General features: G+C 67.5%; 34 protein-coding genes. 21 read left to right on the top strand and 13 right to left on the bottom strand.

Annotation, left to right across the window (positions count from 1 at the left end):
* Positions 1-196 precede the first annotated feature (196 nt).
* The 3 genes from ACX12F_RS24195 (at position 197) to ACX12F_RS24185 (ending at position 1,509) form a co-directional block, all read left to right on the top strand.
* Entirely contained in the window at positions 197-460 is a 264-nt protein-coding gene (locus tag ACX12F_RS24195; protein WP_459366818.1) for a hypothetical protein, read from the top strand.
* Positions 457-1,005 carry a DUF5994 family protein gene (locus ACX12F_RS24190; RefSeq protein ID WP_459366817.1) on the top strand — a complete coding sequence of 183 codons (549 nt, stop codon included), beginning with the start codon at positions 457-459 and terminating at the stop codon, positions 1,003-1,005. Before ACX12F_RS24195 ends, ACX12F_RS24190 begins: the two co-directional genes overlap by 4 nt.
* Positions 1,006-1,122: 117 nt before the next feature.
* Positions 1,123-1,509: a carboxymuconolactone decarboxylase family protein gene (locus tag ACX12F_RS24185; protein WP_459366816.1), complete on the top strand. Its 387-nt coding sequence runs from the start codon at positions 1,123-1,125 to the stop codon at positions 1,507-1,509.
* Here the strand turns inward: ACX12F_RS24185 and ACX12F_RS24180 are convergent.
* Positions 1,506-1,886 (bottom strand): nitroreductase family deazaflavin-dependent oxidoreductase, encoded by a 381-nt coding sequence (locus ACX12F_RS24180; protein WP_459366815.1) that lies wholly within the window; start codon positions 1,884-1,886, stop codon positions 1,506-1,508. The two genes, ACX12F_RS24185 and ACX12F_RS24180, sit on opposite strands and share 4 nt — an antisense overlap.
* A 128-nt stretch (positions 1,887-2,014) precedes the next feature.
* On the opposite strand from ACX12F_RS24180, the gene ACX12F_RS24175 reads away from it, so the two are divergent.
* Together ACX12F_RS24175 and ACX12F_RS24170 are read left to right on the top strand one after the other, a co-directional pair.
* Positions 2,015-3,343, top strand: coding sequence for an aspartate aminotransferase family protein (locus ACX12F_RS24175; protein WP_459366814.1), 1,329 nt, complete (start codon positions 2,015-2,017; stop codon positions 3,341-3,343).
* A gap of 15 nt (positions 3,344-3,358) precedes the next feature.
* Positions 3,359-3,757, top strand: a complete 399-nt coding sequence (locus tag ACX12F_RS24170) for a pyridoxamine 5'-phosphate oxidase family protein (RefSeq protein WP_459366813.1) — start codon at positions 3,359-3,361, stop codon at positions 3,755-3,757.
* Between the two features lie 85 nt (positions 3,758-3,842).
* Here the strand turns inward: ACX12F_RS24170 and ACX12F_RS24165 are convergent, their stop codons facing one another.
* The gene (locus ACX12F_RS24165; protein ID WP_459366812.1) at positions 3,843-4,709 is read right to left on the bottom strand and encodes an FkbM family methyltransferase; all 867 of its coding nucleotides are present in this window, start codon (positions 4,707-4,709) and stop codon (positions 3,843-3,845) included.
* Between the two features lie 165 nt (positions 4,710-4,874).
* Here ACX12F_RS24165 and hemL point away from each other — a divergent pair, with 165 nt between their 5' ends.
* From hemL to ACX12F_RS24130, 7 genes are read left to right on the top strand one after another with little or no spacing between them, the layout of a single operon-like run.
* Positions 4,875-6,179 carry a glutamate-1-semialdehyde 2,1-aminomutase gene (gene hemL, locus ACX12F_RS24160; RefSeq protein WP_459366811.1) on the top strand — a complete coding sequence of 435 codons (1,305 nt, stop codon included), beginning with the start codon at positions 4,875-4,877 and terminating at the stop codon, positions 6,177-6,179.
* On the top strand, positions 6,176-6,784 hold the full coding sequence (locus ACX12F_RS24155; RefSeq protein WP_459366810.1) for a histidine phosphatase family protein: 609 nt from the start codon (positions 6,176-6,178) through the stop codon (positions 6,782-6,784). Before hemL ends, ACX12F_RS24155 begins: the two co-directional genes overlap by 4 nt.
* 29 nt (positions 6,785-6,813) lie before the next feature.
* Positions 6,814-7,392, top strand: a complete 579-nt coding sequence (locus tag ACX12F_RS24150) for a TlpA disulfide reductase family protein (RefSeq protein WP_459370487.1) — start codon at positions 6,814-6,816, stop codon at positions 7,390-7,392.
* A complete protein-coding gene (locus ACX12F_RS24145; protein ID WP_459366809.1) occupies positions 7,389-8,168 on the top strand; it encodes a cytochrome c biogenesis CcdA family protein in 780 nt (259 codons plus the stop codon). Before ACX12F_RS24150 ends, ACX12F_RS24145 begins: the two co-directional genes overlap by 4 nt.
* Positions 8,165-9,793: a cytochrome c biogenesis protein ResB gene (resB, locus tag ACX12F_RS24140; protein WP_459366808.1), complete on the top strand. Its 1,629-nt coding sequence runs from the start codon at positions 8,165-8,167 to the stop codon at positions 9,791-9,793. The genes ACX12F_RS24145 and resB overlap by 4 nt, the downstream gene beginning before the upstream one ends.
* Positions 9,794-9,827: 34 nt before the next feature.
* Complete coding sequence (gene ccsB, locus ACX12F_RS24135) at positions 9,828-10,796, top strand: c-type cytochrome biogenesis protein CcsB (protein WP_459366807.1); 969 nt, start codon at positions 9,828-9,830, stop codon at positions 10,794-10,796.
* Positions 10,797-10,833: 37 nt separating this feature from the next.
* Positions 10,834-11,910, top strand: a complete 1,077-nt coding sequence (locus ACX12F_RS24130) for a MinD/ParA family ATP-binding protein (protein ID WP_459366806.1) — start codon at positions 10,834-10,836, stop codon at positions 11,908-11,910.
* 8 nt (positions 11,911-11,918) lie between these two features.
* Here ACX12F_RS24130 and ACX12F_RS24125 read toward each other — a convergent pair whose 3' ends face one another.
* Entirely contained in the window at positions 11,919-12,062 is a 144-nt protein-coding gene (locus tag ACX12F_RS24125) for a hypothetical protein (protein ID WP_459366805.1), read from the bottom strand.
* 49 nt (positions 12,063-12,111) lie between these two features.
* On the opposite strand from ACX12F_RS24125, the gene ACX12F_RS24120 reads away from it, so the two are divergent.
* The gene (locus ACX12F_RS24120) at positions 12,112-12,429 is read left to right on the top strand and encodes a DUF4229 domain-containing protein (RefSeq protein WP_459366804.1); all 318 of its coding nucleotides are present in this window, start codon (positions 12,112-12,114) and stop codon (positions 12,427-12,429) included.
* Positions 12,430-12,442: 13 nt separating this feature from the next.
* Here the strand turns inward: ACX12F_RS24120 and ACX12F_RS24115 are convergent, their stop codons facing one another.
* The gene (locus tag ACX12F_RS24115; protein WP_459366803.1) at positions 12,443-13,315 is read right to left on the bottom strand and encodes a 1,4-dihydroxy-2-naphthoate polyprenyltransferase; all 873 of its coding nucleotides are present in this window, start codon (positions 13,313-13,315) and stop codon (positions 12,443-12,445) included.
* A 35-nt stretch (positions 13,316-13,350) separates the two neighbouring features.
* On the opposite strand from ACX12F_RS24115, the gene ACX12F_RS24110 reads away from it, so the two are divergent.
* Genes ACX12F_RS24110 through ACX12F_RS24100 form a run of 3 tightly spaced genes read left to right on the top strand, consistent with a single transcriptional unit; the run spans position 13,351 to position 15,619 of the window.
* Positions 13,351-13,674, top strand: a complete 324-nt coding sequence (locus tag ACX12F_RS24110) for a hypothetical protein (protein ID WP_459366802.1) — start codon at positions 13,351-13,353, stop codon at positions 13,672-13,674.
* A 3-nt stretch (positions 13,675-13,677) separates the two neighbouring features.
* Positions 13,678-14,454 (top strand): S-methyl-5'-thioadenosine phosphorylase, encoded by a 777-nt coding sequence (locus ACX12F_RS24105; protein WP_459366801.1) that lies wholly within the window; start codon positions 13,678-13,680, stop codon positions 14,452-14,454.
* A gap of 49 nt (positions 14,455-14,503) precedes the next feature.
* Positions 14,504-15,619, top strand: a complete 1,116-nt coding sequence (locus tag ACX12F_RS24100) for an NAD(P)H-dependent flavin oxidoreductase (protein WP_459366800.1) — start codon at positions 14,504-14,506, stop codon at positions 15,617-15,619.
* A gap of 265 nt (positions 15,620-15,884) precedes the next feature.
* Here the strand turns inward: ACX12F_RS24100 and ACX12F_RS24095 are convergent, their stop codons facing one another.
* The 3 genes from ACX12F_RS24095 to ACX12F_RS24085 form a co-directional block, all read right to left on the bottom strand.
* Positions 15,885-17,579 (bottom strand): DUF4407 domain-containing protein, encoded by a 1,695-nt coding sequence (locus ACX12F_RS24095; protein WP_459366799.1) that lies wholly within the window; start codon positions 17,577-17,579, stop codon positions 15,885-15,887.
* 133 nt (positions 17,580-17,712) lie between these two features.
* Complete coding sequence (menE, locus tag ACX12F_RS24090; RefSeq protein ID WP_459370486.1) at positions 17,713-18,861, bottom strand: o-succinylbenzoate--CoA ligase; 1,149 nt, start codon at positions 18,859-18,861, stop codon at positions 17,713-17,715.
* Positions 18,858-19,196 carry a DUF3349 domain-containing protein gene (locus ACX12F_RS24085; RefSeq protein WP_459366798.1) on the bottom strand — a complete coding sequence of 113 codons (339 nt, stop codon included), beginning with the start codon at positions 19,194-19,196 and terminating at the stop codon, positions 18,858-18,860. Before ACX12F_RS24085 ends, menE begins: the two co-directional genes overlap by 4 nt.
* Positions 19,197-19,468: 272 nt before the next feature.
* Here ACX12F_RS24085 and ACX12F_RS24080 point away from each other — a divergent pair, with 272 nt between their 5' ends.
* From ACX12F_RS24080 to ACX12F_RS24070, 3 genes are read left to right on the top strand one after another with little or no spacing between them, the layout of a single operon-like run.
* Positions 19,469-20,710, top strand: a complete 1,242-nt coding sequence (locus ACX12F_RS24080) for an inorganic phosphate transporter (protein WP_459366797.1) — start codon at positions 19,469-19,471, stop codon at positions 20,708-20,710.
* A 37-nt stretch (positions 20,711-20,747) separates the two neighbouring features.
* On the top strand, positions 20,748-21,032 hold the full coding sequence (locus tag ACX12F_RS24075) for a hypothetical protein (RefSeq protein ID WP_459366796.1): 285 nt from the start codon (positions 20,748-20,750) through the stop codon (positions 21,030-21,032).
* Positions 21,032-21,361, top strand: a complete 330-nt coding sequence (locus ACX12F_RS24070; RefSeq protein ID WP_459366795.1) for a DUF3349 domain-containing protein — start codon at positions 21,032-21,034, stop codon at positions 21,359-21,361. Before ACX12F_RS24075 ends, ACX12F_RS24070 begins: the two co-directional genes overlap by 1 nt.
* Before the next feature lie 43 nt (positions 21,362-21,404).
* On the opposite strand, the gene ACX12F_RS24065 is transcribed toward ACX12F_RS24070, so the two are convergent.
* From ACX12F_RS24065 to ACX12F_RS24045, 5 genes are all read right to left on the bottom strand, one after another.
* Positions 21,405-21,794 (bottom strand): VOC family protein, encoded by a 390-nt coding sequence (locus ACX12F_RS24065; protein ID WP_459366794.1) that lies wholly within the window; start codon positions 21,792-21,794, stop codon positions 21,405-21,407.
* A gap of 4 nt (positions 21,795-21,798) precedes the next feature.
* Positions 21,799-22,671, bottom strand: a complete 873-nt coding sequence (locus ACX12F_RS24060; protein ID WP_459366793.1) for an SDR family oxidoreductase — start codon at positions 22,669-22,671, stop codon at positions 21,799-21,801.
* A 20-nt stretch (positions 22,672-22,691) separates the two neighbouring features.
* Positions 22,692-23,300 (bottom strand): 5,6-dimethylbenzimidazole synthase, encoded by a 609-nt coding sequence (gene bluB, locus ACX12F_RS24055; RefSeq protein ID WP_459370485.1) that lies wholly within the window; start codon positions 23,298-23,300, stop codon positions 22,692-22,694.
* A 70-nt stretch (positions 23,301-23,370) separates the two neighbouring features.
* Entirely contained in the window at positions 23,371-23,838 is a 468-nt protein-coding gene (locus ACX12F_RS24050; RefSeq protein WP_459366792.1) for a DUF4383 domain-containing protein, read from the bottom strand.
* 109 nt (positions 23,839-23,947) lie between these two features.
* Positions 23,948-24,865 carry a 1,4-dihydroxy-2-naphthoyl-CoA synthase gene (locus ACX12F_RS24045; protein ID WP_459366791.1) on the bottom strand — a complete coding sequence of 306 codons (918 nt, stop codon included), beginning with the start codon at positions 24,863-24,865 and terminating at the stop codon, positions 23,948-23,950.
* Between the two features lie 99 nt (positions 24,866-24,964).
* On the opposite strand from ACX12F_RS24045, the gene ACX12F_RS24040 reads away from it, so the two are divergent.
* The gene (locus ACX12F_RS24040; RefSeq protein WP_459366790.1) at positions 24,965-25,240 is read left to right on the top strand and encodes a hypothetical protein; all 276 of its coding nucleotides are present in this window, start codon (positions 24,965-24,967) and stop codon (positions 25,238-25,240) included.
* Positions 25,241-25,318: 78 nt separating this feature from the next.
* On the opposite strand, the gene ACX12F_RS24035 is transcribed toward ACX12F_RS24040, so the two are convergent.
* Positions 25,319-25,771, bottom strand: a complete 453-nt coding sequence (locus ACX12F_RS24035) for a nitroreductase family deazaflavin-dependent oxidoreductase (RefSeq protein ID WP_459366789.1) — start codon at positions 25,769-25,771, stop codon at positions 25,319-25,321.
* 70 nt (positions 25,772-25,841) lie between these two features.
* Between ACX12F_RS24035 and ACX12F_RS24030 the strand changes: the two genes are divergently transcribed.
* Positions 25,842-26,579, top strand: a complete 738-nt coding sequence (locus tag ACX12F_RS24030; protein ID WP_459366788.1) for a hypothetical protein — start codon at positions 25,842-25,844, stop codon at positions 26,577-26,579.
* Positions 26,580-26,586: the final 7 nt, after the last annotated feature.

The following is a 26,586-nucleotide window of genomic DNA, read 5'->3' as shown; positions in this document are numbered from 1 at the left end:
AGTTCTACGCTGTTGACATTGGTGGGATCGGCGCGTTTACTGGACATATAGCACCGGATTGAGGCGCCGTCATGATTGTCATCTGGATCGGCCGTGGTGTGCGTCGCGTCGCGCCGTGGCTCTGGCGGGACCCACGGCAGATAGCCGGTGATACGGGTACGCATTTCCGTCCCGCTCGCCAACCTTAGGGGCCGAAATGGCTACCAGCAAAACAGTTTTCATGGTTTTCGTCGTCTTCGTGGCGATGGTGCTCATCGCGAGTTTCGCGTGGCTGGCGGGCAACAGCCGCAACAAGCATCGTGCCGCGTCACCCCAAGCGCGGCCGGTGTCGACGCCGGTTGATGTCGGCGATGAGCGGCCGGGAGGCACCACAACGAGGCACCGGTCTGCGCTGGACAGCTCAACGACCCAGTGGGATCGCGCCGACACCAGAGAAGTAACGAAGGGAGCGTCGTCATGACGTCACACACTCGCAAGAACGACCAGAACGGCACCGTGCCCGCGCACACACCGCGACTTCGGTTGAAATCCAAAGCGCCGCATGGCGGATACGTCGACGGGGCATGGTGGCCGCACAGCGATGACCTCGCCGCCGAGCTGCCGGATCTGTTGGCCGTGCTGTCGGTGCGGCTGGGCCGCATCGACCGCGTGTCGTATCGGCTGGGTGCCTGGGCGAATGCACCCCGCAAGCTCACCACCGGTGGTCGCGCGGTATGCCTGGACGGGTACCGACGTCAGCCGCTCAACACCATCGAGGTTCGCGGCCTCGACGACGACCGGGACCGGCTGATACTGCTGGTTATCCCGCCACGCACGGACCCCGACGACGCCCACACCACGATGATGGCCGCAGCCCAGCCGGAAAACGCGGCCACGGTCGACGGGCTGCTCATGATCAGTTCCCGAGACCGGAGCAGGCGCGCTCAGGCGGCCACTGCGCAAGAGCGCTGGGAGTCCGAAGGTGGAACGTCTGCCTACCCCAAGCTGGCGCGGATTGCAGGCTGAAGTCCGAATCGTCATCCGCGACCGACGACCGAAAAGGCAATGCGCGACCGCCTTCTCGGCGCCCACCTCGATCACCCAGGGCTTCCGGCAATCAGCGCTCCGCGTACGGTCAGCAGGATGAGCAGCGAGCCAGAGTCGGCGTTCGACGCCGGGATCACCACCCGCCGCCAGGTGATGGGCGACGAGTTCGTCGACCGCGCATTGGCGCGTACCAGCGGCACCGAGTCGGAATCCATCCAGCGCTTCGTCACCGAACATGTCTGGGATGCGGTGTGGAACCGGCCGGGCCTGAGCCGTCGCGACCGCAGCCTGCTCAACCTCGGCATGCTGACGGCGCTGCGTGCCCACGAAGAACTTGCCGGTCACGTCCGGGGCGGGCTCAACAACGGTCTCACCCGTGAGGAGATCGTCGAGGCGATCATCCACGCCACGGGCTACTGCGGGGCGCCCGCGGCGCTCAGTGCCATGCGGGTGGTGCAGCAGGTGCTCGACGAAACGCCCTAGGCGCGGCGCAACAGCACTGCCTGCTCAAAAGGCAAGCGCGGGAACACCTTACGTAAGGAACCGGTGATGAGCGGAGCGGCGTCCTCCTTGCTCACCACCCGTGGGTCGACGACGTCGACCGTCTGACCGCGCCGGGTTATCTTGCCGCCGCCCGCTTTGGTGATGTTCTTGAGCCAGTCGCGGTCCGGGCCGTAGGTCAGCAGGATGGCGAAGCCGTCGGCGGTGGTGAACACCGTCAACGGTGTGCGGAAGGTCTTGCCGGACTTACGCCCGACGTGCTCGAGGATGCCGAACGTCGGCGCGCGGCCGGCCCACAGCCGTTGGATGGGGTTGGTGACTCGACGGTTGAAGCGGGCCACGGATTGCGGAATCTGCATGTCCCCATCGTGCGCCATCGTGACTGGGGCAGCCAGGGCAGCGAGTAATGTTACCGGTCGGTAGCGGTGACGGTGCCGTACCGCACACCAGTCCGTAACCCGCTGATTTCATCTTCGAGGAGGAATGCATGCCTGCGCCCGCCAACGCTGACGCCCGCCGGATCTATGACCTGGAGCGCAGCCGCGTATTCCACTCGTGGTCGGCCCAGGGAAAGCTCGATCCGATGGTCTTCACCGGCGCCGAGGGCAGCTACCTCATCGACGGTGACGGCAACCGGCTGCTCGACTTCTCCAGCCAGCTCGTCTACACCAACATCGGCCACCAGCACCCCAAGGTCGTCGCGGCCATCGCCGAGCAGGCCGCCAAGCTGTGCACCATCGCGCCGCAGCACGCCAACGAGGCCCGCGCCACGGCCGCAGACCTGATCTGCCAGGTCGCCCCCGAAGGCTTCAACCGGGTGTTTTTCACCAACGGTGGCGCCGACGCCGTCGAGCACGCCATCCGCATGGCCCGCGTGTACACCGGCCGCTACAAGACGCTGTCGACCTACCGCAGCTACCACGGCGGCACCGCGCTCACGGTCAACCTGACCGGCGACGTCCGCCGCTGGGGCAACGACTACGGCACCGAGGGCACCACGCACTTCTTCGGCCCGTTCCTCTACCGCAGCCAGTTCGGTTCGCTCACGCAGGAGGAAGAGTCGGAGCGCGCGCTCGCGCACCTGCGGTCGGTCATCGAATTCGAGGGCCCGACTGCGTTCGCCGCGATCATCCTCGAGTCGGTGCCCGGCACCGTCGGCATCATGCCGCCGCCGACCGGTTACCTGCAGGGCGTGCGCGAGCTGTGCGACCAGTACGGCATCGTGATGATCCTCGACGAGGTCATGGCCGGCTTCGGCCGCACCGGTAAGTGGTTCGCGCTGGACAACTACGGCGTCACGCCGGACCTGATCACGTTCGCCAAGGGCGTCAACTCCGGCTACGTGCCGCTCGGCGGCGTCATCGTCAGCGACACGATCCTGGAGCGGTTCATGGAGCAGCCCTACGGCGGCGGGCTCACCTACTCGGGCCACCCGCTGGCATGCGCGGCGTCCGTGGCGACCATCACCGCGATGCACGACGAGAAGATCGTCGAGAACGCTGAGCTGATCGGCACCGACGTCTTCGGTCCGGGGCTCGCGGCGCTGGCCGAGAAGCACGACATCATCGGCGACGTGCGCGGTCTCGGTGTGTTCTGGGCCGTCGAGCTGGTCAAGGACCGGGCCACCAAGGAGCCGCTGGCGCCGTACGGCGGGTCGTCTCCCGAGATGGGCGCCATCAACGCGCGGGCCAAGCAGAACGGCCTGCTGTTGTTCATGAACTACAACCGCTTCCACCTGGTGCCGCCGTGCAACATCAGCATCGACGACGCCAAGCGCGGCCTGGACATTCTGGACGATGCGCTGAGCGCGGTATAGCCATACGCTTTGGCTGTGCCCAACTCGAAGGCCTACCTCAAGCCGCCGTGGTTCGTCGTCCATGTCTTCAACCCGATTGCGCGGCTGACCGGTATCGGTGGCAGCCAGACGCTGACGGTCACCCGCAGCTCCAACCACCTGCCACAGCGCATCCCGGTCGTCGTCCCCGAGGTGGACGGCGTGAAGTACCTGGTGTCGACGCGCGGCGAATCGGCGTGGGTGAAGAACGTCCGGGAGAACCCGGTGGTGGCGCTCGGCAAAACGAACTACCTGGCCAGTGAAGTACCGGTCGCGGACCGGGCGCCGATCATCGCGGTGTACCGGCCGCTGGCGGGCAAGGTGGTCGAGGAGTACTGGCGCGAGCTGCCCGACGACGCCGACCACCCGGTGTTCAAGCTGGTCCCGCAGAAGTAGGGACCGCCGAACGCAACTCCGGTGGCGGGAAAACGGCCCGAATCTCGCCGTGCAGTTGCGTTCGGCTGCGACGCCCACCGCATGTTCACTGTGGAGCGCTCGGCGCGGCGCGCTGCAGGAACAGCACGCCGGCATCTGCCGAGGCCTGCCCGCGTCGGCCCAGTTCGGTGATGCAGAACAGGGCAAGGTCTATCGAGCCGTAGACGTGAAACGCAATCATCGCGAGCTGTGACAACTGTTCGGTCGTCATCCGTTCCGGATAGGCGATATCCCGAACGTAGACAATGTCGGCTTCGAGCAATTGGTTCCCGCCGCGGCGAAAATCGCCGCCGAAAATGGTCGGCGCGATGGCCCACCGCTTTATCGCCGGAAACGAATGCGGCAGAAATCCCTGCAGTCGCAATTCCTGGTCCACCTCGCCAAAAGTGGGCTGGTCCTCATAGAGGGGGACGAACGACACCTCGGTTTGGACCGCGACGGCGTTCTTCAACTTCTCGCGACCGTTCTGGAACACCATCAGTTCCCCGCCCTGGATGTCGATCTTCAGCAGGTCGAAATCCGGCACGTCGTCGATCTCGTCGAGACGATGCGTCTGCACGTCGATCTCCTCGATCACCGCGCCCCACTCCGGGAATCCGTTGAACAGGCGGAGTCGCTTCGGGTCGGGAGTGAGAAGGCTCGTCATTCCCGATGCCCGGGTGATCTTCAAACGATGAATTTCCCCGTCGCCGACGGCGTGGGGAAGGTATTTCTCGAAAGGTCCCTTTCGCCGCTCCAGCTCGGCCAGCGCCTGATCTTGTGGTTCGAACCCGGTAACCGTGCAGAGCGCAGACTCGAGCATCGCCTTGTACGGCGGATCGCCGTCGATCGGATTCGCGCCAATATCCAGGACGCTGGAAAGGCGCGAGCAGCAAACCAAATCCTTGATCGGTGACATGGAGACGGTGGTCATGGGCGATCCTTCGCAAGGAAATCTCGAGAATCGAACCTACCAAGGTTCCCCGGTCGGTAACTGGAATATTGACGAGATCGACAGTTAACTATCCGCGGTGGGTCTCGGCCCTGCTCCTACACCCTGTAGTTGGTCCATTCGCGCCGGGCTGGGACACTGGTGGTCATGCGCTCTACCGACGTCTCCGCGAAACTGTTCGCCGACGCGTCGACCGTGATCCCGGGTGGGGTCAACTCGCCCGTGCGGGCCTTCAGTTCGGTCGGCGGCACCCCTGCATTCATCACCTCGGCCAATGGCTACTGGCTGACCGACGCCGACGGCAATCGCTACGTCGACCTGGTGTGCTCCTGGGGGCCGATGATCCTGGGCCACGCCCATCCGGCTGTGGTCGAGGCGGTGCAGACCACTGCGGTCAACGGGCTGTCCTTCGGGGCGCCGACGCCCGCGGAGACGGAGCTGGCGCGCGAGATCATCGACAGAGTCGGTCCGGTCGAGCGCATCCGCTTCGTGAACTCCGGCACCGAAGCCACCATGAGCGCCATCCGGCTGGCTCGCGGCTTCACTGGCCGGCCCAAGATCATCAAGTTCTCCGGCTGCTATCACGGCCACAGCGATGCATTGCTGGCCGACGCCGGCTCCGGAGTCGCGACCCTGGGCCTGCCGTCGTCGCCCGGCGTCACCGGTGCGGCCGCCGCCGACACCATCGTCCTGCCGTACAACGACGTGGATGGGCTGCGCGCGGTGTTCGCTCAGCACGGTGACCAGATCGCCTGCGTGATCACCGAGGCCAGCCCCGGCAACATGGGTACCGTCCCGCCGGCCGAGGGCTACAACGCCGCGCTGCGGCAGATCACCGCCGAGCACGGCGCGCTGCTCATCATCGATGAGGTGATGACGGGCTTCCGCGTGAGCCGTGGTGGTTGGTACGGCCTCGATCCGGTCGCCGCCGACCTGTTCACCTTCGGCAAGGTCATGAGCGGCGGCCTGCCGGCCGCGGCATTCGGCGGCCGCGCCGACGTGATGGAACGCCTGGCTCCGTTGGGGCCGGTGTACCAGGCCGGGACGCTGTCGGGTAACCCCGTGGCGATGGCCGCGGGCCTGGCCACACTGCGCGCCGCCGACGACGCGGTGTATCGCGCCCTGGATGTGAACGCCGACCGGCTGTCGGGCCTGTTGTCCGATGCGCTCACCGAAGCATCTGTCGCGCACCGGATTTCGCGGGCCGGGAACTTCCTGACGGTGTTCTTCGGCGATGCGCCCGTCACCGACTTCGCGTCCGCCAAGGCCACCGAGACCTGGCGCTACCCGGCGTTCTTCCACGCCCTGCTGGACGCCGGGGTATACCCGCCGTGCAGTGCCTTCGAAACCTGGTTCGTCTCGGCCGTACTCGACGACGCTGCGTTCGACCGGATCGCCGACGCGCTGCCCGCCGCCGCGCAGGCCGCCGCCCAAGCTCAGGAGCCCGCATGACCGACAAGACGATCGTGCACGTGATGCGTCACGGCGAGGTCCACAACCCCGACAAGATCCTGTACGGCCGCAAGCCTGACTTCCACCTCTCCGAGCGTGGGCAAGCGCAGGCCGAGGCGGTCGCCGGCTGGCTGGCCGAGCGCGACATCGTCTACGTGGTGGCCTCGCCGCTGGAGCGGGCGCAGGAGACCGCGACACCGATCGCGGCGCGGCACGGACTGCCCATCGACACCGACCCGCACCTCATCGAGTCGGAGAACGTCTTTGAGGGACAGCGAGTTTCGCCTGGTGACGGCGCCCTGCGCGACCCCCGCAACTGGTGGCACCTGCGGGACCCGAAGACCCCGTCGTGGGGCGAGCCCTACAAGCACATCGCAGAGCGGATGACCGCGGCCGTCGACCGAGCGCGGATCAAGGGCATGGGGCATGAAGCGGTTTGCGTCAGCCACCAGCTGCCCGTGGAGACGCTGCGGCGCGCGATGCTCGGCAAGAAGTTGCACCACTTCCCGACCAAGCGGATGTGCAACCTGGCGTCGGTGACGTCCTTCCACTTCCACGGTGACCAGATGGTGGGCTGGGGATACTCGGAGCTGGCCGGACAGTGACTTCGCTGGTGGCCCGCGCCGGGGCAGTGATGACGGCCGTCCTGACGACGGCTGTGTTGCTCGTCGGCTGCTCCACCGGTGACGACGCCGTCGCCCAGGGCGGCACCTTCGAGTTCGTGGCGCCCGGCGGCAAGACTGACATCTTCTACGACCCGTCGTCGAGTCGCGGCAAGCCAGGTGCGATTCGCGGTCCGTCGCTCGCTGATCCGTCGAAAACTCTTTCCCTGGACGACTTTCCGGACCAGGTTGTGGTGATCAACGTGTGGGGCCAGTGGTGTGGCCCGTGCCGTTCTGAGATCTCCGAACTGCAGAAGGTGTACGACGCCACAAGGAGTCGCGGCGTGGCTTTTCTAGGCATCGACGTGCGCGACAACAATCGGCAGGCCGCCGTCGACTTCGTCGTCGACCACAAGGTCACCTTCCCGTCGATCTACGACCCGGCCATGCGCACCATGATCGCGTTCGGCGGCAAGTACCCGACGACGGTCATCCCGTCGACGCTGGTGCTGGACCGGCAGCACCGGGTGGCCGCGGTGTTCTTGCGGGAGCTGCTGGCCGACGACCTCAAGCCTGTTGTCGAGCGACTCGCCAAAGAGGTCAAGACATGAGCTCCTTCGCCGAAACCGCAGCGGCCGGCCCGCTGCTGGTCGCCATCGCGGTGAGCGTCCTGGCCGGGCTGGTGTCGTTCGCCTCGCCCTGCGTGGTGCCGCTGGTGCCCGGCTATCTGTCGTATCTGGCCGCCGTCGTCGGGGTGGAAGAAACGGAAGCCACGGCAGGGTCCATCAAAGTGCGTACCGCCCGCTGGCGTGTGGCCGGCGCGGCGGCGCTGTTCGTCACGGGATTCACCGCGGTGTTCCTCATGGGCGCCGTCGCGGTTCTCGGCCTGACCACGACGCTCATCGTCAATCAGCTTCTGCTGCAACGCATCGGCGGTGTCGTCACCGTGCTCATGGGTCTGGTGTTCATCGGGCTGGTGCCGGCGCTGCAGCGTCAGGTGCGGTTCACGCCGCGCCAGGTGTCGACGGTCGTCGGCGCGCCGCTGCTGGGCGCGGTATTCGGGCTGGGCTGGACGCCGTGCCTGGGCCCGACGCTCACCGGGGTCGTCGCGGTGGCCTCGGCCAGCGACGGCGCCAGCGTCGCCCGCGGCATCGCGCTGGTGGTCGCCTACTGCCTCGGGCTCGGAATTCCGTTCGTGCTGTTGGCCTTCGGCTCGGCCCGCGCCGTGCAAGGTCTGGGCTGGCTGCGCCGGCACACCCGCGCCATCCAGATCTTCGGTGGGCTGCTGCTGATCGTCGTCGGCACAGCGCTGGTCACCGGGGTATGGAACGACTTCACCTCGTGGGTGCGGGACGCCTTCGTGAGCAACGTGAGGCTGCCGATATGACCGACGTTTCCGCGCCCGAAGACGTGAAAGCCGTGAAATCCCCGGAAACCCGCCGCCCTGGCCCCATCTCGCGGGTGGCGGCGTTGTTCCGCAACACCTGGCGGACGCTGACGTCGATGGGCACCGCGCTGGTGCTGCTGTTCCTGCTGGCCCTCGGCGCCATCCCGGGCGCGCTGCTGCCGCAGCGTTCGCTCAACGCCGGCAAGGTCGACGAATACCTGGCCCAGCACCCGACCATCGGCCCGTGGCTGGACAAGGTCCAGGCGTTCTCGGTGTTCTCCAGCTTCTGGTTCACCTCGATCTACGTGCTGCTGTTCATCTCCCTCGTGGGCTGCTTGACGCCCCGCATGCTCGAGCACATCCGCAGCCTGCGGGCTGTTCCCGTGCCCGCGCCGCGCAACCTGGCGCGGCTGCCGAAGCATGCCGAAGCCACCGTCCCCGGTGCGCCGGACGCCGTCGCCGAGCGGATTGCCAAGCGGCTCAAGAGTTGGCGCCAGACCACCAGGAAAATGGACGACGGTGGCGCGGAGATCACAGAGATTTCAGCGGAGAAGGGCTACCTGCGCGAATTCGGCAACATCGTCTTCCACTTCTCGCTGCTGGGGCTGCTGGTCGCCATCGCGTTCGGCAAGATGTTCGGCTACGAGGGCAACGTCATCGTCATCGCCGACGGCGGTCCCGGGTTCTGTTCGGCCTCGCCCGCCGCGTTCGACTCGTTCCGCGCCGGCAATGTCGTCGACGGCACCGCGCTGCACCCCAGCTGTCTGCGTGTGCACGACTTCGATGCCCGATACCTGCCCAGCGGGCAGGCCACGGCGTTCGCGGCGAACGTCGACTACCAGGACGGCGCGGACCTGCTCAGCGGAACTTGGCGACCGTACCGGCTCGAGGTCAACCACCCGCTGCGGATCGGCGGCGAGCGCATCTACCTGCAGGGCCACGGCTACGCGCCCACCTTCACCGTCACGTTCCCGAACGGGCAGACCCGCACGGCGATGGTGCAGTGGAAGCCGGAGAACGCGCTGACGCTGCTGTCCTCGGGCGTCGTGCGCGTCGACCCGCCGGGCGGCAGCTATCCCGACGACCGCGAGCGGCGCAAGCATCAGATCGCCATCCAGGGGTTGTTCGCCCCGACCGCCGAACTCGACGGCAAGCTGCTGTCCTCGAGCTTCCCGGCGATGAACGCGCCCGCGGTGGCCATCGACATCTACCGCGGCGACACCGGGCTGGACAGCGGCAAGCCGCAGTCCTTGTTCTCGCTGGACCCCAGCCTCATCGAGCAGAAGCGCCTCACCAAGCAGGCGCGCGTCAACCTCAAGGCCGGCGAGCAGACCAAGCTGGACGACGGCACCGTCATCAAGTTCGACGGCGCCGTGCCGTTCATCAACGTGCAGGTCTCGCACGACCCGGCGCAGGTGTGGGTCCTGGTGTTCGCGCTGACCATGATGGCCGGGCTGCTGGTGTCGTTGGTGGTACGCCGCCGGCGGGTTTGGATTCGGATCGTGTCGGCCGGGCCGGGTACCGTCAACGTCGAGCTCGGCGGCCTGGCCCGTACGGACAACTCGGGGTGGGGCGACGAGTTCGAGAAGCTCACCGCGCGGCTCGTGAGGGCTGAGGAGGACTAGTGAACGGTCAGCGAAGAGCGAAGGCGGATCGCGCATGAACACAGAGCACATCGACATCGACCTGGCCCGGTATTCGGACTGGGCGTTCTTCAGTTCCTGGACGGTACTGTGCCTGGCTTTCGTCCTGCTGGCCGTCGAGCTGGCGTCGAGCCGTGGCAGGAAGGTCGAGTCCCGGGAGCTGGTCGGTGCGGGCGTGGGCGCGAACAGCGCCACCCCCGGCGTGATCATCGACGAACCCACCCGGACGGTTGACGAGCGGATCGGCCGGGTCGGACTCGCGCTGGTGTATGTCGGCATTGCGATGCTGTTCGTCTGCATCGTGCTGCGCGGTCTGGCCACCATGCGGGTGCCGTGGGGCAACATGTACGAGTTCATCAACCTGACCAGCTTCTGCGGGTTGGTCGCCGCCTCGATCGTGCTGCGCAAGCCGCAGTTCCGGGCGCTGTGGGTCTTCGTCCTGGTGCCCGAACTGATCCTGCTGGCGGTGTCGGTCAAGTACCTGTACACCAACGCCGCGCCGGTGATGCCCGCACTGCAGTCGTACTGGCTGCCCATCCACGTCTCGGTCGTCAGCCTGGGCTCCGGCGTATTCCTGGTCGCGGGCGTGGCGAGCATTCTCTTCCTGCTGAAGATGTCGCCGTTGGCCGGCCAGGACAGTGGTTTCGGCCGGATGATCCAGCGCCTGCCGGATGCCCAGACCCTGGACCGCCTCGCGTACCGGACCACGATCTTCGCGTTCCCGATCTTCGGGTTCGGCGTCATCTTCGGCGCCATCTGGGCCGAGGAGGCGTGGGGCCGCTTCTGGGGTTGGGACCCGAAGGAGACGGTGTCGTTCGTCGCCTGGGTCGTCTACGCCGCGTACCTGCACGCCCGGTCCACCGCGGGCTGGCGCGACAAGAAGGCCGCGTGGATCAACGTCGTCGGCTTCGTCGCGATGGTGTTCAACCTGTTCTTCATCAACCTGGTGACCGTCGGCCTGCACTCGTACGCCGGCGTCGGCTGAGCCGACAATTGGATACCGTGGCTGAGCCGACAAGTAGATGTCGCGGCTGATCGTGTCTTCGTTCCGCGCCCAGGGCCGGTTCAGGGATCCGGCCGACCCAGTCGCCGCCGCCACGCCCGCTGCGGCGCCGGAGGCCCGCATCGTCATCGCGCATGCGGTGACTCCAGTCGTGCAACCGAAGCCCGTCAAGCCGCGGAGTCTGGACCCCGCGACCGTCGCACTCCTGAGCCGGCCGAGCCGCGCGCCCTCGACCGGCTGGCGCAAAGCGCTGTATTACGCGACGGGCACGCTGCTCAATCCGGGCGAGAGCCCCAAGGTCTTGCGCCGCGCCCGGCTGACCGCGCAGATCAACCGGCCGCTGCGGGACTGCTACCGAATCGCCGTGCTGTCTCTGAAGGGCGGCGTCGGCAAGACCACCATCACCGCGACGCTCGGTGCGACGTTCGCGTCGATCCGTGGCGACCGCGTGATCGCGGTGGACGCCAACCCCGACCGCGGCACCCTCAGCCAGAAGGTGCCCTTGGAGACGCCGGCGACGGTCCGCCACCTCCTGCGCGATGCCGAGGGCATCTCCAGTTACAGCGACGTCCGCAACTACACCTCGCGCGGCGAGAGCGACCTCGAGGTACTGGCCTCGGAGAGTGATCCGGCGGTGTCGGAGGCGTTCAGCTCGGAGGACTACTCCCGGACCCTGGCGGTGCTGGAGCCGTATTACCGGCTGGTGCTCACGGACTGCGGCACCGGCATGCTGCATTCGGCGATGGGAGCGGTGCTCGACCATGCTGACGTGCTCGTCGTGATCAGCTCGGGCTCGGTCGACGGGTCACGCAGTGCGGCGGCGACGCTCGACTGGCTCGATGCCCATGGTCATCAGGAGTTGGTGCGCAACGCCGTCGCGGTGGTCAACGCGGTGCGCCCGCGGTCCGGCAAGGTCGACCTGCGCAAGGTGGTCGACCATTTCGGCCGCCGCTGCCGGGCGGTGCAGTTGGTGCCGTTCGATCCGCACCTGGAGGAGGGTGCCGAGATCAGTCTGGACCGCCTCCGGCCGGATACCAGGGACGCGTTGCTGGAACTGGCCGTGGCAGTCGCCGACGGATTTCCGCTGTCGTTGTAGAGAGTGCGCTAGGAACCGAGGCGACGCAGGAATTCAGGATCGTCGTCGGGACCGATGACACGAGTGGTCGGGCGCGCGACGGTAGTGCGGGTGGCGCGCCAGCCGACGTAGGCCAACAGTGCCAGCAGCGTGATCAGGAGCAGGAACTGCACGTAAAACCTCCTTTATTCGAATATACGCGTCCGTCGGTAAACTCGTGCGGTGTCTGATGCGCCAGCTACCCCCTCCATGCCACGTTTGCTGCTCGATGTCTTTCTCTACGCGCTCGCCCGCCTGCTGCTGGTAGCCGTGATTGCCGGCGCGATTTTCGGTGTCGTCGCGTTGCTGGGTATTCGTGATTTCCCGGCCCTGGTGGCGCTGCTGTTCGCGCTGGTCATCGGCATGCCGCTGGGCATCTGGCTTTTTGCGCCGCTGCGCCGCCGGGCCACCGCGGGGATCGCCGCCGTCGATGAGCGCCGTCGTGCCGAGCGCGAGCAGTTGCGGGCCCGGCTGCACGGCGAGGATTCCTCCGACGACTGACGCCGCTCCGGCGTCAGGGCTTGATCACCAGTACCGCGCTGATCAGGGCGGCCCACACCAGCATCGTCAGCCCGGTGTCCTTGAGCACGGGGATCAGCTCACGGCCGCCGCTTCCTGAGCGCACCGGCTTCGCCGCGCGAACCGCGAGCGGCGCTGCCACGAAGCCGACCAGGCACCACGGCGTGGCCAAGGCCAGGAGCACAGTCAGCAGGAACGGCAGCAGCGCCAGCACCTGGAACAGCTGCCGGGTCCGGTTGTCGCCCAGCCGAACCGCCAGCGTGATCTTGCCCGACACCTGATCGGTCGGAATGTCGCGCAGGTTGTTGGCCACCAGCACCGCCGACGACAGCGACCCGACGGCGATTGCGAGAACGAGTCCCACCCAGTCGACCCGCAGGGCCTGCGTGTACTGGGTGCCGAGGACCGCGACCAGGCCGAAGAACACGAACACCGCGACCTCGCCGAGCCCGCGATAGCCGTAGGGATTGGTGCCACCGGTGTACAGCCAGGCGCCGGCGATGCACGCCGCACCGACGGCGATGAGCCACGGCTGACTCACCAGGGCCAGCGCGAGACCGGCTCCGGCGCCGATGCACAGGCTGATCACGGCCGCCGCCAGCACCGCCTGCGGCGAAGCCAATTTGGCTCCGACCAGGCGGACCGGTCCGGACCGGTCGTCGTCGGTGCCGCGGATGCCGTCGGAGTAGTCGTTGGCGTAGTTGACGCCGATGATCAGCGAAATCGAAACCACAAGGGCCAGAGCCGCTTTCCACCACACCTCACCGCCGACCCAGGCGGCGGCACCGGTGCCTGCCAGCACGGGAGCGACGGCATTCGGCAGGGTCCGCGGTCGGGCGCCCTCTATCCACTGCGAAAGACTGGCCACGCGCGCAATCGTCCCACGCCCCTACACTTATCGGCATGAAGGATCGGCTCAGCAAGAACGAGATTCGCAAAGACGTCGTTCAGGAATCCGTCGAAGCGGTCGCTGGCACTGTCGGTGAGGTCACCAACATCATCGTCACCGCGGTCAAGGATGTGGCGAGCTCCATCGGCGCCCTGGCCACCGACGCATTCGAGATCCGCGACGGCGCCCGGCGCGCTCGCGCGCAGCTGGAACTGGACAGTGAGGTAGCGGACGAGACCGAGGACGACGCGGAGGTGCCCGCGCCGACGCCGGTCACGGCGGTGAAGCCACAAGAAGCGGATACCGCCACGACCAATCCGGCGACCGACGCCGAATAACGGATGCTGGGAGTCATCGGCGGCAGCGGTTTCTATACGTTCTTCGGCGACGACGCGCGCACTGTCAGCGTCGACACCCCTTACGGTGCGCCGAGCGCGCCCATCACCATCGGGACCGTCGGCGGGCATGAGGTGGCGTTCCTGCCGCGGCACGGGGTCAAGCACGAGTACTCGCCGCACACCGTGCCGTACCGGGCGAACATGTGGGCGTTGCGGTCGCTGGGGGTGCGGCGGATTTTCGCGCCCTGCGCCGTCGGCAGCCTGACCGCGGACCTGGGCCCCGGCGCCGTCGTCGTGCCTGAGCAGCTGGTGGACCGCACCCGCGGCCGCGAGGACACCTACTTCGATGCCGGCGGCATCCACGTCGGCTTCGCCGATCCGTACTGCCCGACGCTGCGGGCCGTGGCAGCCGAGCAGCCGGGCGTTGTCGACGGTGGCACCATGGTCGTGATCCAGGGGCCCCGCTTCTCCACCCGGGCCGAGAGTCAGTGGTTCGCGACCCAGGGGTTCACGCTGGTGAACATGACCGGCTATCCCGAGGCGGTCCTGGCTCGTGAGCTCGAGATGTGTTATGCAGCAATAGCTTTGGTTACCGACCTGGATGCCGGTATCGAGGCCGGCGCCGGCGTCACCACGGTTGACGTGTTCGCTGAGTTTGAGCGGAACACGCCCATGTTCAAGGCGCTCGTGCAGCAGGCTCTCGCCACGGTCCCCGCCGAACGTGCCTGCACCCACTGCCTGGCCCACGCCGGGGTGGAGTTGCCGTTTGAACTGCCCTGATCGGGCAGGCTCTTGACACCCGTCAAGTTGGGGTGGCAGAACTGACGGGGTGACTTCTCGTATCTGCGAACAGCTCGGCATCGATTTCCCGCTCTTCGCCTTCAGTCATTGTCGCGACGTGGTCGCCGCCGTCACCAACGCCGGCGGCTTCGGCGTGCTGGGCGCGACGGCGTATACGCCCGAGCAGCTGGATCGCGAATTGGCCTGGATCGATGATCACGTCGGCGGCCGGCCGTACGGCGCGGACATCATCGTGCCGGCCAAATTCGAGGGCAAGGGCGAGAATCTCTCCGACGGCCAGCTGGCTGACCGAATCCCCTCGGAATACCGGGAATTCGTGACCAAGCTGCTCGTCGAGCACGGCATCGAGCCGGAGGACAAGGCCCGCACCGGCGGGTCGGTGCTGTCCGGCAACACCGGCCACGAGTTGCTCGACGTGGCGCTGAGTCACCCCATCAAGCTGATCGCCAATGCCCTTGGGGTGCCGCCGGATTACATGATCGAGGCGGGCCGCGAGCGGGGGATTCCGGTGGCCGCGCTGGTCGGCGCCAAGGAGCACGCCGTCAAACAGGTCGCAGCCGGCGTGGACATCATCGTCGCGCAGGGCACCGAAGCCGGCGGGCACTGTGGTGAGGTGTCGACGCTGGTGGTCGTGCCCGAAGTGATCGAGGCGATCGATGACGCGGTGCCCGTGCTGGCGGCCGGTGGCATCGTCACGGGGCGGCAGATGGCGGCTGTGGTTGCGCTGGGTGCCGCCGGGGCGTGGACCGGTTCGGTGTGGCTGACCACCGAGGAAGCCGAGACCGCGCCGGCCACCAAACAGAAGATGCTCGCTGCCAGCTCGCGGGACACCGTGCGGTCGGCCGGGCGAACCGGCAAGCCGGCCCGTCAGCTGGTTTCTGACTGGACCGACGCCTGGGCGCCGAAAGACGGTGGCCGCAAACCACTTCCCTTGCCGCTGCAGAACATGCTGAGCGAGCCGGTGATCCGGCGCATCGATCGGCTTGCCGCCCAGGGTCATCCGGGTGCTCAGCAGCTCGCGACCTATTTCGTCGGACAGGGCGTCGGCCTGATGAACAAGGTCAAGCCCGCCCGCGAAGTCGTCCGCGAGTTCATCGAGGACTATCTCACCGCCACCGAACGGCTGAACCGCTCGCTGCCCTAGGGTCTGGGCGGCGACGGGGCCACGGGTTGGCTTACCGATGGGCGATCACACGCAGATTCGGGTGTGTCGGCTTTCCCTGCAGCACTTGCGTTCGGGGGGAGCTGTCAACTTCGGCTGACGTTGTCAACACAAGATGACTATGTCAGCCGGTGCTGACAGCTCTGGCTCGAAGGTGCCGGGCAGACGGGTCTTCCGCTTCGAGTGCGAACTGACGGCGCAGAAGGTCGAGTAACGACCCGCGTAGGTTCGCGGCCAACTCCGCCGACTACGGCTCGATGGCGCGGCGACCTTCACCCAGCTGACGCCGCTCGTCGGCGGCGTCGATGATCGTCGTGTCACTGCCGCCGAGCGCGGTGTGGTCGACGCCCCGCAGTGGGGCGTTCGGGGCGAACGTGGCGTTCATCTGCGGTGCGGCCCACTGGGGTTCGACGCGCGGATGACCGCCCTGACCCTGGCCGAGCGCCTGGCTCTGATCCGCCCCGCGCGGACCCGATGACTGCTCGTGCGCGCTGTCGCTCACGGTGGTCCGGGAGGTGCGGCGCAGCGTGAAGGTGATCTCCTCGAATTCCTCGATGACCTTCTGCGCCGACCGCAACTGCTGCACCGACGTGTCGATGACGCGGTCGACGACCGGTGCCACCGGTGCCATCAGCGGACGCAGTAGGCGCGCCGCCACCTTGGTCAGGTCGGGCAGCTGGGGCAGAGTCAGGCCACCGGCGGGCTGCGAAGTCGCCGGCACCGGCAGGTTCTCGGCAACCCCGCCGTCGATCGGGACGAGTTCGGCCGTCACCGCCGGTTCGGCTGGGGCGCTGCCGGTTTCGGGCTGCGGCGCAGACGGGGCGGCGCTCAGCGATCGCCGCTGCGGGTCGGGGAACGCCGTGAGTTCATCCCAGTCGGAGTAGATCGGCTGCGGCTGGGCAGTGGACGGACGCAGTACCTCGGCGGTCGGCGCTCCCAGGGCGGGCTGTGCCGGTTCGCCGGTGCGGGCCTCTGCCACCCGCTGCCGGTGGTACTCGCGATTGATCTCGGCGTCGGTTTCCAGTGCCAGGCGCATGGCGGCCAGCTGATGCTCGGCCTTCAGAATTTCGGCTTCGGCCCGTACCTCGGCCTGCTTGACGGCGATGGCGGTCTCGGCGCGCAGTTCGGCCTTCAGCCGCGATTCGTCGTGGCGCTCGCGCAGCGTCCGGTCCTGCCGGGCGTGTAGCAGCATCGGCAGCAGGTACAGCAGCACGCAGACACCGACGACGGCGATGCGCGCCACGAGGGCCGCGGGCGTTTCGATGGTGTAGCCGTTCATCGCGACCCACCGCGCGCCGAAGCCACGGTCCGCGCCGACGCCCGCGGCATTGCGCGCCGCCGTCACCGCGTGCTCGGCATCGGCGATCTGCGCGTCGAGGGCCGGGGCCTGCTCGTTGCGTGCGGCGAGCGCAGCGTCGAGCTCACGCTGGTCATGCTCGAGGATGTCCTGCGTGTTCTGGGTGATCTGGCCGTCTCCGGCCACGCCGGTGACGGGCTGCTGGGCGCACGCCGGCGTCGGGTGGTACTCGCAGCGAGCCACCACTTGGGCGTCGTCACGGCGCTGCCGGGCGGAGTCGACAGCCGCGTTCAGGGTGCCGCGGCTGGCACGTAACGCGTTCAGCTGCCCCTGGGCGACGATCACCGCCGGGGTGCCCGCGGCGCGGGTCGCGGCCTCGCCGGCCATGCGCTGCGAGATCGCGTTGCTGAAGAGCGTCATCGCGGCCAGTTCGCCGACCAGCAGGCCGATGGCGACGGCCAGGGCGACCCGGCCGGCAGTGCCGCGCGCGCTGGCGACCGTGCTGCGGATGGCCACGACCACCAGAGCGCCGAATAGCAGGGTCACAGGCAGCACGACGGCCAGTGGCAGACCGGTGGACGGCGCTGCGACGGCGGCGGCCACGAGCCAGGCCAGCACACCTCCTGACCAGGTCAGGGCGGTCACCGCAGGATGGTTGTCAGGCTGTCTGTGGGCAGGCATGGAAACTCCAACTCTTCCGGTCCGCGTTCCAGGGTCCCAGAGAGCCGGGCCCGCCACCGAATCAAGCGCCGGTGCTGTGACCGGCATCACGGGCCGATCAGGCGTTTTTCTGGTACCTGAGCGTCAAGGCCCGACGGTCCAGCTTGCCGATTCCGCGGCGGGGGAGTTCGTCCACCACGTGCACCTCCCGCGGAGCCGCGGTGGCGGCGAGGGCCGCGCGCACGTGTTCCCGCAGGTCAGCGACCGTCGGCGGGCCCGCGCCCGGACGGAGCACCACCGCCACGGCCACCCGCTGACCCAGGCGTTCGTCGGGCACTCCGAACACCGCACATTCGGCGATGGCCGGATGGCCGCCCAACGCCGACTCGACCAGGGCGGGCAGGACTTTAAGCCCGCCCGTGGCGATGGCGTCGTCGACGCGGCCCAAGACCCGCAGCGCGCCCGAATCATCCACGGCACCAATGTCATCGGTGACGAACCAGCCGTCCACGAAGGGGGACGGCATCACGGGATTGCGGTAACCCGAGGCCAGCGTGGGGCCGCCCAGGGCGATCCGGCCGGTGTCGTCGATCCGCAGCTCGACTCCGTTCAGCGGTCTTCCGTCGTAGATGCAGCCGCCGCAGGTTTCACTCATGCCATAGGTGCGCACCACGGAAACTCCTGCGGCTGCGGCTTTTTCGCCGAGACCCGGGGGCATCGGGCCGCCGCCGATCAGCACCGCGTCCAGCTCGGCCAGGGCTTCGGTCGCGGCGGGATCGGCCAAAATCTTGGCCAGCTGCACCGACACCAGCGACGTGTAGCGCCGGCCCGACCCCAAAGCCTTTACCGCGGCGGGTAATTCGCCGACGTCGAATCCCGGTTCCAGCGCTACCGGTGTGGTGCCGGCCCGCAGACTGCGCACCAGCACCTGGATACCGGCGACGTGATAGGCGGGCAGGGCCAGCAGCCACCGGCCGGGGCCACCGAGCCGGTCATGCGTGGCGTCGGCACTGGCGTGCAGGGCCGACGCGGACAGCAAGGCGCCCTTGGGGTTTCCGGTCGAACCCGAGGTGGAGACGACCAGCGCCACGGCGTCGTCGACGGGCTCGCCGGCCCGCAACGTCTCGGTCAGCAGCGCGGCCTGGCGGTCATCGTCGGCCGGCAGCGGCAGCAGGGCGCGGTCGCCGTCCAGGGCCTGCGCCAACTCGGGGATCAGGGCAAGGGCCGCGCCGCCGGAGCCGACGGTGACGGGATGGAGGATGCCTATGTCGGCTCCCTGTTGCCGGAGCCTCCGTCGACAGGCCCGCCGTCGGCCGGGTCGCGGGGATCGTCGAGCGGCCAGCCCTTGGTGGCCAACCGTTCTCGGACGCGCTCGACGTCCTCGGCGCGGGGCAGTTCATCAGTGATCCGCGTGATCAGTACCCCGATGTCGATCTGGTCGAATTCGCCTCGATCCATCAATGCCCTTGACACTGACTTGACTTCGTCATTGGTCAGGCGCCGAGCCAGTAATGCCAGCAGCGGCACCCGGTCGGTGGCGGGGACGCCTTCCGGGTATCCCGCCTGCAGCCACGCCACGATCTTGGTCAAAAAGGCATTCATGGCGTCACCTCCAGATCTCGGAAAAGGACCCAACAGTCCGCATTGTTGCCCCAAAATGCGCGAACGAATCCTATGCCCGGCCTGTGACGTGGGCATATCGCTACGGTAACTCGCACCATCGCTGCCAGCACTTTGCCAGGCTAATTAGACGAAGCTAACAGGTGAACACTGTATGAACACCTCCGCCGGCACGGCAAACATGCAGGTCGTCACCGGAATTGAGGACTTCCGTAACTGGTCAAAAACGCGGCGGTTACCCCAGAATAAGCGCCATGAGCGCAGAGATGGTCATCCTGGCGCTGTTGGTCGCAACAGCCCTGGCTTTTGACTTCACCAATGGATTTCATGACACCGGCAATGCCATGGCCACCTCTATCGCGACCGGGGCTCTCAAGCCCAAGGCCGCGGTAGCGCTGTCAGGCATTCTCAACCTCGTCGGTGCCTTCCTGTCGGTCAACGTGGCCGTCACGGTGGCCACCAACGTCCTGAAGATTCAGGACCCCAAGACCGGTCACCTCAAGCTCGACGCAAGCGTCGCGCTGACCGTGATCTTCGCCGGCCTGATCGGCGGCATCCTGTGGAACCTGCTGACCTGGCTGTTCGGTATCCCGTCCAGCTCCTCGCACGCGCTCTTCGGTGGTCTGATCGGCTCCGGTATCGCCGCTGCCGGCGTCGCCGGCGTGAACTGGGACGGCCTCACCAACAAGGTGCTCATCCCGGCCGTCGCATCTCCGTTCATCGCAGGCGTCGTCGCGATGTCCGGTACCTGGCTGGTCTACAAGATCACCAAGGGCGTGACCCGCAAGCGCCGTGAAGAGGGCTTCCGCTGGGGCCAGATCGCCACGGCGTCGCTGCTGTCGCTCGCGCACGGAACCGGTGACGCGCAGAAGACGATGGGTGTCATCGCGCTGGCGCTGATCAGCAGCGGCCACCTGACCGGTGATGTGAAGAAGGACGGCCTGCCGTTCTGGATCATCGCCAGCTGCGCGCTGGCCATCGGCGCCGGTACCTACATCGGCGGCTGGCGCGTCATCCGCACCCTGGGCAAGGGTCTGGTCGAGATCGAGTCGCCCCAGGGCTTCGCCGCTGAGTCCTCGTCGGCTGCGGTGATCCTGACCTCCAGCGTCGCGGGCATGGCGCTGTCCACCACCCACGTCGCCACGGGTTCCATCCTGGGTAGCGGCATCGGCAAGCCGGGCGCCACGGTGCGCTGGGCGGTCGCAGGCCGGATGGCCGCCGCATGGTTGATCACGCTGCCGGCCGCCGGCCTCGTCGGTGCCCTGTCGTTCCTGCTCGCCAACGGCATCGCCAGCGCCAGCTCGCACCTGGTCGGCGACATCGTGATCTTCGTGATCCTGGTCGCCCTGTCGGGCTTCATGTACTGGCGCGCCCAGCAGCAGAAGATCGACCACAACAACGTCAACGCCGAATGGGACGAGTCGACCAACTCGACGGTTCCGGCCGACGTGCGCGCCGCCACCACCAAGTCCACCAAGGACACCGCGTCGGTCTGACGCCGGTATTTCCAGCAAAGACTTAAGGAACAGTTCGATGCACTATTTGGAATCAATTTTCCGGGTTCTGGTCGTGGGCTTGATCTTCGGTGCCGGCCTGCCGGCGGTGTTTGCCGGCGGTCTGGTTGCCTACTCCAACGGTGCCGGTGGTGCCGGTGACGACGGCACCACCCACGCGCCCAACGCGGTGCTGAAGTACCTCGGCCTGCTGTTGTTCGTCCTCGTCGGCGCGATCGTGTTGCTCGCCGTTCTGTGGATCACCAAGGACGTGGTCGCGCACCACACCGGCGTCAAAATCTTCGAACCCCTGGGGCTCAAATAATGAATGAGCCCATCGTTGTGCCCGCGCCCAACAACACGGCGGCCCTGTTCGTCAGCATCCTGAAGTGGTTGCGTGAGGGGTACCCGGACGGAGTGCCGCCGAAGGACTACTTCCCGGTCCTGGCGCTGCTGCGACGTTCCCTCAGTGAGGACGAGGTCGTAAAGGCGGCCCGCACCGTCTTGCGTTCCAACGACGGGGAAAGCCCGGTCACCGAAGACGAGATCCACGACGCGATCCAGCAGATCACCGACCAGGCGCCGAGTCCCGAGGACATCCAGCAGGTATCGGCTCGTCTGGCCGCGGTCGGCTGGCCACTGGCCACACCGTAGCGCTGACCCGCCGCGGTACTCACCACCCGAGACACCCGGAGCGCTAGCTCCGGGTGTCTCGTCGTAGTGGGTGGGTGTCGGGCACCTGTACGAAGATCAAGGTGACCCGGTCGGGATCGGTCACGTGCATCTCGTGCAGGCCCCACGGTTCTTGTTGTGCCGCGCGGGAAATTGTCACCCCGCGGCCTTCGAGTTCGGCCTGCGTCTGATAGACGTCCCGTACCTGCAGCCACAGCGCGCCCGGAAACGGGGCCGCGGGCCCGCTGTCGTCACGGCCGTGGCCGGCGAGCTCGATCAGGGACTGCCCGGCGTAGAACACTGTGCCGGCACCGTATTCGCGGGCGATGGCCAGGCCAATGGCGTCGCGGTAGAAGGCGATCGACTTCTGGTAGTCGACGGGGCGGATCAGGATGCGGCTGGCCAGGATTTCCATGGCGTCACCCAATCGGTTGTGCGCGTTGGCGCTTCATCATCTTGTCGACCACGCCGGGAGCGAAGCTGTTGAGCGCGTGCGACGTCACCGCCATCCGGGGTGCGATGCGCACCGGACGGGTCTTGGCCGCGGTGATCATCCAGTCGGCGGCTTCGTCAGCCGACAGTCCGGGCAGCCCGTCGTAGGCGCGGGTCGGTGCGATCATCGGCGTTTTCACCAGCGGGTAGAACAGCGTCGTGGAGTGCACTCCGCTTGCACCCCACTCGGTTTCGATGACCCGGCTGACGGCCGTGAGCGCGGACTTGGAGGCGTTGTACACCGCGAACAGCGGCGACGACTCATTCATTACACCCCACGTGGACACGTTGATGATGTGCCCGTCGCCGCGCTCCAGCATCCCGGGGGCGAAGCCGCGGACCAGCCGCAGCGGCGAGTAGTAGTTCAGGGTCATGGTGCGTTCGAGGTCGTGCCAGCGGTCCAGGGATTCGGCCAGTGGCCGGCGGATGGACCGGCCGGCGTTGTTGATCAGGATGTCCACGCCACCGAGCTCGGCTTCGACGTCGGTGACGAGCTTGTCGATGGCGTCCATATCCGACAGGTCGCATGGCCGGGCGATTGCGTCGCCCCCGCTGTGGGTGATCCTGGCGGCCACCTTGTCCAGTAGGTCGGCCCGGCGGGCCACGATCACCACCGTCGCACCCAGACGTGCGAGCTTGGCTGCGGCCGCCTCGCCGATGCCCGATGATGCACCCGTCAGCACGATGCGTTTGCCGGCCAGGTCCACCTCGCCGTGGCCCGACAACCGTTCGATCAGGGGTGGCCGCATACCGGCGAGCAGCAGACTCTCGGTGACGCGGCGCAGTGGACTTTTGCTCACGCCCCCGAGCTTAGGGAAACTCAGCTGGTTCGGGCGGCAGGCCAGCTGTTCGTGTACACCAGTTCGTCGAGCGGGCGGGCTGTCGTCCAGCCCACGATCTCGAGTTCGGGGCGGTCCGGGAACTCCGGAACCGGGCCGACGCACAGCACCGCGATCGGGTCGGCGCCCTCGGGCATGCCCATCAGCTCGGCCAGCTCTGCCGGTTCGAACAGCGAAACCCAGCCCAGCCCAAGACCTTCCGCGCGGGCCGCCAGCCACATGTTCTGGATGGCGCAGGAGACCGACGCCAGATCCATGTGCGGCATGGTGCGCCGGCCGAAGATGTGGCGTTCGCGATCGTCGCCCAGCGCCACGACGAACAGCTCAGCGCAGTCGCCGATGCCCTCGACCTTGAGTGCCAGGAACTCCGCTTCGCGGGGCCCGAGGGCCTCGCCGGTCCGGATCCGCTCGGCGTCGACCAGTTCCTTGATCGCTGTCCGCATGCCCGGGTCGGTGATTCGCAGGAAGCGCCACGGCTGCATCAATCCGACACTCGGCGCCATGTGGGCGGCCTCCAGGATGCGCCGCAGAACATCTTCGGGCACTTCGGAATTCGGCGTGAAGTGCCGCATGTCCCGGCGCTCGGCCATGACCCGGTATACGGCTGCGCGTTCGGCGTCGGAGTAACTGGGCTCGCTCACCCCGGGAGGCTAACAGGGATCAGCGAGACCCGAGCGCGTCGGAGTGGGGCTGGTGGAACCGGCCGGGTGCCCCAGCCTCTGCTGTGGAGCGGCTGGGGAAGGCGAACCACGCCATCAGGGCCAGGTTGTAGGCGGTGAGAACGGCATACAGCACGGTGTCGCGGGAGTCGAAGCCGAGCGGGCCCGGATTGTGGTTCGACGTCGCCGCGACGCACACCGCGGTCACGACGCACCAGCCGAGTGCGGCGACCCGGTTGAACATCACCGCGCTCCGGCCGAATGAGGCGAAGACGGTCAGCACGCCGACCACCAGCAGCAGAGAGCAGTGCAGCGGGGTGACACGCAGAAACAAGATCGGGGCGCCGGCCGCGCCGAAATGCGGGTTCGCCATGGACCAGGCCAGGCCGGCGCCGCCGAAAACGCCCATGGTGAACCCCTGGGCGCCCAGCGCCCGGCGGCCGACTCGTGCGCGTGCCCCGACATTCACGTGCTTAGTCTGACGCGAGCTGCCCGACATCGATACGCGGCCAAGCGGATACACAGGGCACTCATGGGAAAGCGCACAGCGTCGCGCCGTCCCTGCAACCGACAGAGACTCAGAAGTAACGCGGGAACTCGCTCCAGTCCGGGTCGCGCTTCTGCAGGAACGCGTCCCGGCCCTCGACGGCTTCGTCGGTCATGTACGCCAGGCGCGTGGCCTCACCGGCGAAAATCTGCTGGCCCACCAGACCGTCGTCGATCAGATTGAACGAGAACTTCAGCATCCGGATGGCCTGCGGCGACTTGCCGTTGATCTCGGCCGCCCATTGCAGCCCAACAGTTTCCAGGTCCTTGTGGTCGACGACCTCGTTTACTGCGCCCATCTTGTGCATGGTCTCGGCGTCGTAGGCGCGGCCCAGGAAGAAGATCTCGCGGGCGAACTTCTGCCCGGCCTGGCGCGCCAGGTAGGCGCTGCCGTAGCCGCCGTCGAAGCTGCCGACGTCGGCGTCGGTCTGCTTGAACCGGGCATGCTCCCGGCTGGCCAGCGTCAGGTCGCAGACGACGTGCAGGCTGTGGCCGCCGCCGGCCGCCCAGCCGTTGACCAGACAGATCACGGGCTTCGGCATGAACCGGATCAGCCGCTGGACCTCGAGGATGTGCAGCCGCCCGGCGCGAGCCGGGTCGACGGTCTCGGCGGTGTCGCCGGACGCGTACTGGTAGCCGCTGCGGCCACGGATGCGCTGGTCGCCGCCGGAGCAGAACGCCCAGCCGCCGTCCTTCGACGACGGTCCGTTGCCGGTGAGCAGGACGACGCCGACGTCCGGGCTCATCCGGGCATGGTCGAGAGCGCGGTACAGCTCGTCGACGGTGTGCGGCCGGAAGGCGTTACGGACGTCGGGCCGGTCGAAGGCGATCCGGACCGTCGGCTGCGGCTTACCGTCGCGCACGTGGCGGTGGTAGGTGATGTCGGTGAGTTCACCGAGCTCGGTCACCGGCTGCCAGAGCTGAGGGTCAAACGGATTGTCTGCGTTCACGCCTCGACCTTAGAGCTGCCGGGGTTTGGCCTGTGAGCCCCATGGGTACTAGATCGCAGACAAATGGCGGCCGATGGCGGCCCGAACAGGAGAGGCTCAATGAAGCGGTCAGCAGGCGTGGTGGTGTCAGGTCTCATTGCCGGACTGGCGCTGGTCGGATGCTCGCCGTCCGTTCAGGGCGGCGACACCAAGTGCAAGGACTTCGTGGGAGCCGACGAGAAGACGCAGAACCAGGCGGTCAACAAGATGATCAAGGACCGCAAGGGTGCCGACCCGTCGTCGCTGGAGGTGACGGGCACGCGCGCCTCCGCGCTGGCGTGGCGCCAGACGGCCGGTCAGCGCGACGCCCCGATCAAGAACGCCCCACACATCTGACGGGCACTCGAGCGTGGGGTTTTACGCGGAAATTCGGCCCTTCGGGATTTCTCGTAAGGCCCCACGCTCGCTGCGCTGCTAGACCGGATCGAACCGGAACACCGCACAGCGTCCGGCGAGCGCTTCGAACTCGTCGGGGTTGGGGCCGGTCACCAGGCCCGCGTTCTTCATGAACCCGACGCCCGTCGGCACCAGGATGGGAAACTGCCGCAGCAGCGGACGGGCCTCCTCGGCGGGTACCTCGAACAGCCGGACCTCTTCGCGCTTCCGGCCCTGGGTCACGGTGGCGGTGGCCGCGGCGCGCGCGTTGCGCACCCAGTCGGCGTTCGGGAATCCACCTACGACGTAGCGGCGGCCGTCGACCTCGAACGGGGTGATGGGCGTCGACCGCGGTGCACCGGATTTGCGGCCCGGCACGGTCAGCACGACCGGACCCTTGATAGGAACCACCCGCATGACGGCCATCATCACTTTGTTCATCGGCTTGAGCCACCATGGTGGCTTGAGGTTCGCGTCGCTGTCCCGGCCCATGGATCGAGGCTAGACGAGCCCCTACAACTGCGCTGGCGTGCTATGTTCGCCCAGCTGAAGGAGGGTTTCGATGTCTGATCAGTGGCCGCCACCCGGGCAGTTCGGGCCGGGTCAACCGTATGGGGGCAACCCGTACGGTGCTCCCGGTGTGCCGCCGAACGTGCCCTACCCGCAGTACCCCCAGCAGTATCCGCAGCCGCAGTATGGGCAGCCCCACTACGGGCAGCCTGCCGGGTATGGCACGCCCACGCCCGGACCGGCCGGCCCGTCCGGCGTGACGGCCATCATCGCCGCCGTGCTGAGTCTGCTCGGCGCCGTGTCGACGGCGTTCCAGGCGTTCTCCAGCTGGTACGTGGTCGCGACGTTGAGCTCACTGTCCGATTCCATCTCGAGCGGGTCGGATACCAGGTCCGGGCTGATGGGCCTGAGCGCCGTGATGGCCGTCGTGCAGACGGTCGTGGCCGTCGCGCTGCTGGTCGGCGGCGTGCTGTTGGTCCTCGGGCGGTCGGCGGGCCGCTGGATCGTGATCGGCAGTTGCACGGTTGTGGTGCTGTCCAACGTGGTCGGCCTGTTCGCCTCGCTCACCATCCTCAAGCGGCTCGGCACCGCGCTCGGCGGCGGCTACGAGGGAATGCAGCAAATGGCGGGGATGTCGGTGATGAGCGCCGCGGTGCCGATCGTGTTCGCCCTCGCCACCGGTGTGCTCGCAGCGCTGAACTCGACGCAGCAGTGGTGCCGGTGGAAGAGCGGCCAGTCGGCGCCCGCCGTTCCGGTCGCGTACCCCGGCTATCCGCCGTCGCCGTACTAGCCGGGCC

This window comes from Mycolicibacterium sp. HS_4_1 (assembly GCF_054515875.1).
Note: the sequence above shows the minus strand (reverse complement) of the source record. Positions and strands in the feature narration are given on the sequence as shown.